At 65.5% G+C, this 652-nt stretch carries 1 pseudogene; it reads right to left on the bottom strand.

Annotated features, from left to right (window positions below):
* Positions 1-652 (bottom strand): annotated as a pseudogene (locus tag EF918_RS36460) (hypothetical protein); the annotation flags it as partial.

The raw sequence follows: 652 nt of genomic DNA, 5'->3' as shown, positions 1-652 counted from the left end.
GCACGCTTTGAAACTGCGCCGCGTCGATCTTGATCCCTACGACAGCGGACATGGGATAGCGCAGCTTGGCGTCGATCACTTCGGTCACGGCGTCGACGATGGTGCGATCCGCGATCGTGTTGCTGTTCGCGTTAGCCGTCAGGCGCCGAACGCGAACGCTCCACCCCTGCTGCGCACCGGCAGGCAGGTCAATGCGATGCGAGCGCGCGTAGCGCTGCGTGGTCTTGCCGTCGAAGGCGGTCGACAGCACCACCTGGTAGCCGGCGCCATCGGTGTTCAGCTCGATCACGTACTCGACGCGGTAGCCGTTGATGTCGCCATTCTTGGTGTCGGCGCGGCGCAGTCCTTCCACGGCCAGCGTCACGCGCACCGCCGACGCCTGCAGATTGGTGAACAGGCGCGTCCACGGCTGGCTCGACTTGAGCTCGGCATTGATGCCGATGGTGCTTTCCGAGGCGGGAAAACCGGGCAGCGGATCCTGCCACTGCGTGCCGGTGCGAAAGTCGATCGACGCGCCGCTGAAGTTCAACGAGCCGTCCTCGTTGGCCACGGGCGTGCCGTTCAGGTAGACGTCGCGCAGCGCATTGTCCATGCCGTGCACCGGGCCGTAGATCTCGCCTTCGCCCAGCAGGTCGATGACGCGCGCATAGGC

Source organism: Streptomyces sp. WAC06614 (assembly GCF_003949795.1).
GTDB lineage: Bacteria > Actinomycetota > Actinomycetes > Streptomycetales > Streptomycetaceae > Streptomyces.
This window is presented reverse-complemented; position numbering and strand designations above follow the sequence as displayed.